Source organism: Pseudoflavonifractor capillosus, from assembly GCF_016899775.1.
Classification (GTDB): domain Bacteria; phylum Bacillota; class Clostridia; order Oscillospirales; family Oscillospiraceae; genus Lawsonibacter.
Genome location: NZ_JACJJE010000098.1, coordinates 1 through 5731, shown reverse-complemented (window position 1 = coordinate 5731; position 5731 = coordinate 1). Strand labels below are relative to the sequence as shown.

At 63.0% G+C, this 5731-nt stretch carries 4 protein-coding genes; 1 reads left to right on the top strand and 3 read right to left on the bottom strand.

The genetic code is table 11. From position 1 onward, the window contains the following. Positions 1-947: 947 nt before the first annotated feature. Positions 948-2465: a 4Fe-4S dicluster domain-containing protein gene (locus H6B31_RS16125; RefSeq protein WP_204899437.1), complete on the top strand. Its 1518-nt coding sequence runs from the start codon at positions 948-950 to the stop codon at positions 2463-2465. Positions 2466-2506: 41 nt separating this feature from the next. On the opposite strand, the gene H6B31_RS16120 is transcribed toward H6B31_RS16125, so the two are convergent. Genes H6B31_RS16120 through glpK form a run of 3 tightly spaced genes read right to left on the bottom strand, consistent with a single transcriptional unit; the run spans position 2507 to position 4748 of the window. Then, a complete protein-coding gene (locus H6B31_RS16120) occupies positions 2507-2755 on the bottom strand; it encodes a hypothetical protein (RefSeq protein WP_204899436.1) in 249 nt (82 codons plus the stop codon). A 22-nt stretch (positions 2756-2777) separates the two neighbouring features. Then, positions 2778-3221, bottom strand: coding sequence for a hypothetical protein (locus H6B31_RS16115; RefSeq protein WP_204899435.1), 444 nt, complete (start codon positions 3219-3221; stop codon positions 2778-2780). A gap of 30 nt (positions 3222-3251) precedes the next feature. Then, entirely contained in the window at positions 3252-4748 is a 1497-nt protein-coding gene (glpK, locus tag H6B31_RS16110) for a glycerol kinase GlpK (RefSeq protein WP_204899434.1), read from the bottom strand. Between the last annotated feature and the right edge of the window lie 983 nt (positions 4749-5731).

The window sequence follows — 5731 nt, the reverse complement described above, 5'->3', positions numbered from 1 at the left end:
GTCAAATCCTCTTCGTCCGCCTTTTTCGCCACCTGATCTGACAGTGCATTCAGCGCCGCGTCCAGCTTGGCGTTGTCGGCGTTGAAGTCCACCCGCTGGACCGCGTCTGTGGGTTCCCACTGGTTCAATTCATAGTGTTCCGTGTAATTGGTTGCCATAAATAAAATTCCTCCTTGTTTGAGTTGGGGTGATATCGAGGCGGGCGGCCACATGGGGCCGCCCCTACAGGGGGGAAATCCAGCCCCCTCATCCGACCCAGTGTGCGCACTGGGGCGCCTTCCCCTAAGGAGGAAGGCTTTGGATCTACTCAAATAGGGGGGAATTTGGACCTTTGTAGGACGTTTAGATACATATATTAGGAATTAGGACGGAGTGCGCCTGTTGGGGGTGGGGCCAGTCGTGTAGGGGGCCCCTCATCCGCCTCGCATTCGCTCGGCACCTTTCACTAAAGGGGAAGGCCTCCAGGCGGCCCGGTGTGCCGCCCCTACGACGGAGGAGTGGTACGCCCAGGCGGCGCGTCCGGGAGGCCGCGCCCTACAAAGGGGGTGGCGGGAACCTGCCCCCTCATCCGCCCCCTTCGGGGGCACCTTCCCCCCAGGGGGAAGGCATGACGGGCGGGTGAGTGTACCCGCCCTTACGGCGTATTTACGAACGGCTCTACATATAGAAAGAGGGACAGGCCTGGGACCTGTCTCTTAAAACATGGAGGCGAAGCGGAGCTTCGCAGAAAGTTCTTTTGGTTCCTTTTCTTTCAAGAAAAGGAACTGCTTACTTTCTTTTTCAAAGAAAGCAGGCAGTTGGGGAAAGTGCTGTATGAGATGCAGGAAAATTTTGCAGAAATCTCCACTTTCTTAACGGGCGGAACAGTTGCCAAAGCGGGCCGGCTATGGTAAGATAGAGCCGTGTAAGATGAAAGTTTTCCTGCAAAACAGAGGAGGAGAAAGCAAATGCGCGGTGTCCATACCTTTATCAACGATATCCGGCGCCAGGTCTTTACCGAGGTGGCCCGGATGGCCTTTGAGGGGGGCAACTACGCCAAAACCATTCGGGAGCTGCCCTACAAAATCATCCCCGGCGAGGTGGCCAAGTACCGCCAAAACATCCTGGTGGAGCGGGCTGTGGTCAGCGAGCGCATCCGCCTGGCCATCGGCCTGCCCCTGCGGAATGTGAGCGAGTACGAGCCCACGGACGCCTACCTGGAGGACAGCCTGGTGGCGGAGAAGTACTACGATCCCCCGCTGATCAACATTATTTCCTTTGCCTGCAACGCCTGCCCCACCAAGCGGGTGCAGGTGACCAACATGTGCCAGGGCTGTCTGGCCCACCCCTGTAAGGAGGTCTGCCCCAAGGACGCCATCTCCATCGTTCAGGGCAAGAGCTTCATCGACCAGGAGAAGTGCATCAAGTGCGGCAAGTGTGCCGACGAGTGCCCCTACGGCGCCATCCTGAAGTTCGAGCGCCCCTGCGCCGAGGCCTGCGGTATGGACGCCATCGGCTCCGACGAGCTGGGCCGGGCCAAGATCGACTATGACAAGTGCGTCTCCTGCGGCATGTGTCTGGTGAACTGCCCCTTCGGCGCCATCTCCGACAAGAGCCAGATCTTCCAGCTGATCCAGGCCATCAAGCGGGGCGACAAGGTGGTGGCCGCCGTGGCGCCCGCCTTTGTCAGCCAGTTCGGCGAGAATGTCACCTCCTCCCAGATGCGGGAGGCCATGCGCCAGGTGGGCTTCCACAAGGTCATCGAGGTGGCCGTGGGCGCCGACATGTGCACCGCTGAGGAGGCTGAGGACTTCCTGAAGAAGGTCCCGGAGCAGCAGCCCTTCATGGCTACCTCCTGCTGCCCCTCCTGGAGCGTGATGGCCAAGAAGCTGTTCCCCCAGTTCAAGGACTATATCTCCATGGCCATGACCCCCATGGTGCTCACCGCCCGTCTGTACAAGAAGGACCATCCGGACGTGCGCATCGTGTTTATCGGTCCATGCACCGCCAAGAAGCTGGAGGCCTCCCGCCGCACCATCCGCAGCGACGTGGACTTTGTGCTCACCTTTGAGGAGATGCAGGGCATCTTTGACGCCAAGGGCATCGTCCCCTCTGAGATGCCCTACGACCCCGACGACGAGTTCTCCACCGGCACCTCTCTGGGCCGGGGCTTCGCCGTCACCGGCGGCGTGGCCGACGCGGTGAAGAAGGCCATCGCCGAGATCGACCCGGAGCGGGAGGTCCTGGTGGAGCACGCCGACGGCCTGCGGGAGTGCCGCAAGATGCTGATGATGGCCAAGGCCGGCAAGTACAACGGCTATCTGCTGGAGGGCATGGGCTGTCCCGGCGGCTGCGTGGCCGGCGCGGGCACCATCACCCCGGTGAAAAAGAGCACCGCCGCTGTTACCCGCTATGTGAACGAGGCAAAAGTCAAGAGCGTCCAGGAGTCCGCCGCAGTCAAACGCCTGCGCGAGGTCCAGGACTGACGTAAATAATAAAAAATCCCACCGGATTCCGGTGGGATTTTTTATGTTCGATTCAGTTCCTCCGCCTGCTGATTCAGCCAGGCGGTGAGCTGGTCCAGCCCCTCCGGACTGAGGGGAAAGGACGCCTCCGCCAAAATTTCGCTGAATTCTTTGGTGAGAGGACCTTTCCACAGCTGAACGGTGAGCTGGCCCTCCTGGGGCTGGATGAAAAATCGGGCCTGGCCCAGGCTGCCGTACCAGCTGTTGCCGTTTTCCCAGAAGGACAGGGTGGGGATAAACAGTGCTTCCACAGTGATGCTCCTTTGCTGAGGGTTACCGGCGGCCGCCCCGCCGGCGCTCGTAGGGAATGGGGTTGGGATTGGCCCGGTAGAACAGGGCGATGGCGTCGCACACCAGGTCGTACAGGTCGTCGTCCTGATAGGCCAGCTCCCCGTTGTAGTCCTCGGCCAGCTCCTCATCGGAGATGTCCCCCTGGTAGTAGCGGCAGGCCACCTCACCGCTGGAGCGCAGCCGCACCAGGGCGGCGTTTACCTCCTCCCGCTCCTCCGGGGTGAGGCAGTCCGCCTCCCGCAGGGTGGAGCGGAGAAAGTCGCAGTAGTAGAGAAAGTCATCGTTCCAGTTCCGGTTCTCGTTGTGCTGGGCCTCGTACCGCAGACGCTCGATCTGCCGCAGCAGCTCCCCCTGGAGCACCTGGGCGTGCCCCCGCTGGGGCACCCACCGGTTCCAGATCTCTTTGCAGACGTTAAAATATTCCATTCCCTTGGTTCTCCTTTGGCGTTTTGCGATTCAGTCCTGGGGCTCCGCCCAGTTCAGGGAGCGGCCCACAGCCTTGTGCCAGCCCCGGAGCAGCCGCTCCCGAGTTTTGCCGTCCATGTCGGGCTGGTAGAGCCGGTCGGTCTGCCGCAGGGCGCGGATCTCCTCCCGGCCGCTCCAGAAGCCCACGGCCAGCCCCGCCAGATAGGCGGCCCCCAGGGCGGTGGTCTCCCGGATCTTGGGGCGGCAAACGGGCTTGTTCAGAATGTCCGCCTGGAACTGCATCAGGAAGCTGTCCCGGCTGGCCCCGCCGTCGGCGTTGAGCTCTTTCAGGGAGATGCCCGTGTCCTTCTCCATGGCGTCGGCCAGGTCCCACACCTGGTAGGCGATGGACTCCTGAGCCGCCCGGATGATGTGGTCCCGGCTGGTCCCCCGGGTGATGCCCACCAGCGCTCCCCGGGCGTACATGTCCCAGTAGGGGGCGCCCAGGCCGGTGAAGGCGGGGACCAGGTAGACGCCCCCTGTGTCGGGGACCTTGGAGGCGTAGTACTCCGCGTCCCGGGCCTCGCTGATGAAGCGCAGCTCATCCCGCACCCACTGGATCACCGCGCCGCCCACAAAGACGGAGCCCTCCAGGGCGTACTCCACCTTCCCGTCCAGCCCCACGGCGACGGTGGTGAGCAGGCCGTTCCGGCTGCGGCACAGCTGGTCCCCCGTGTTCATCAGCAGGAAGCAGCCGGTGCCGTAGGTGTTTTTGGCCTCCCCCGGGGCGAAGCAGCCCTGGCCGAACAGGGCGGCCTGCTGGTCCCCGGCCACCCCGGCGATGGGGACCTCCGCCCCCAGAAGATCGGCGGTCCCATAGACCTGGCTGGAGTCCCGCACCTGGGGCAGCATTTTCGCGGGGATGCCCAGTTTGGCACAGATGTGCTCGTCCCAGCACAGCCGCCGGATGTCGAAGAGCATGGTGCGGCTGGCGTTGGTCACGTCGGTGATGTGGGCCGCCCCGCCGGTGAGCTTCCACACCAGCCAGGAGTCCACCGTGCCGAAGAGCAGATCTCCCCGCCCCGCCTTCTCCCGCGCCCCCTCCACGTGGTCCAAAATCCACTTCAGCTTGGTGGCGGAGAAGTAGGCGTCAATGAGCAGTCCGGTGTGTTCCTGCACATAGGCGGAGAACGCCCCGTCGGCCTTCAGCTCCTCGCACAGGGGGGCGGTGCGGCGGCACTGCCACACGATGGCATTGGAGACGGGCCGGCCGGTCTCCCGGTCCCAGACGATGGTGGTCTCCCGCTGGTTGGTGATGCCGATGGCGGCCAGCTCCTCCGGGGAGACGCCGGTTTGGGCCAGCACCTCCGTGAGGACGGAATATTGGGTGGACCAGATCTCCATGGGGTCCTGCTCCACCCAGCCGGGCCTGGGGTAGATCTGGGTGAGCTCCCGCTGGGCGGAGCCGATGATGTTCTGTTCCCGGTCGAAGAGGATGCACCGGCTGCTGGTGGTCCCCTGGTCCAGGGCGGCGATATAGCGCTTCATGGGCGGCACCTGCCTTTTGTTTTTTATTATGACAGAAATCGCGGGGGATGTCAAAATAGAGAGGGGTTCGCAGGGGGATTTCGCCGCCCCGGCGGCGGGCAGGGTTCCGCCCTGCGGGGCGGGTTTCTTTTCCACGTGGAAAAGGAACAAAAAGACGCTGGGGGACGCCGCAGAGGCGAACTTCGTTCGCCATGTCGGCTTGCCCCCAGACTCCCGCTTTACGGGGGCCGCCAATTAGGCCGCATGGTCCGTTATCGCAAAGGCGCGGGAGGTTCAGTCGAACGCCCGCCCCTCGTCTTTCGCTGGCGCTGGCCGGGTTGTAATCGAAAGCCGGAACTCCCCTGGTTGAGAGCGCCTTTGTTGCGGCGGGGCTCAAGCTGTGCGGAGGGAAACGGCGGATACGGGAGTCGTTGCGTTTTTCTCGTAGGGCCCGATGCCCTCATCGGGCCGTTCCCGGGCGGCCCGGTGTGCCGCCCCTACAGCATGTATAGAGGCGTCCTGCCCTTTTGTAGGGGCCGGTCCCAGACCGGCCCGCCGACTACGGACCGACCGCCACCTGCTCGGCAAAGCCAGGCGCGAGACTGAAACCGCACCAGCCGCAATTTTCCACCCAAATAGGCCGCCGCAGGCGGCCCCCAACGCAAAGCCCAGCGCAGCGGGTTTGCGTTGGAGAGGAGGAGCAATGGAGTGAGCGAGCTTTGCCCAATCGGGCGAAGCGAGGGATACGAAATCCGCGACGACGAAGGCCCCAGTGGGCCGGCAGGGATTTAGACCATCCACTCAGATTTTGCGCGCCGGAAATTTTCTGCCTAACCCAAGGGGTAACCCCCGTAATGGGGGGGGCCGGGGGAAAGCCGTCATTGGCGAACGAAGTTCGCCTCTGCGGCGTCCCCCGGCGATCCTTTGGGTACTTTCCCAGCGTGCCGATTTACAATGCAAGTGCAACAGTAAATAAAAAGAGTGACTCAAAGAGGAAAAGCCAG

What these genes read in the sequence shown, in the direction of transcription:
- H6B31_RS16125 (WP_204899437.1), top strand. Translation starts at nt 948, where the DNA reads ATGCGCGGTGTCCATACCTTTATCAACGATATCCGGCGCCAGGTCTTT.
- glpK (WP_204899434.1), bottom strand. Translation starts at nt 4,748, where the DNA reads ATGAAGCGCTATATCGCCGCCCTGGACCAGGGGACCACCAGCAGCCGG.
- H6B31_RS16115 (WP_204899435.1), bottom strand. Translation starts at nt 3,221, where the DNA reads ATGGAATATTTTAACGTCTGCAAAGAGATCTGGAACCGGTGGGTGCCC.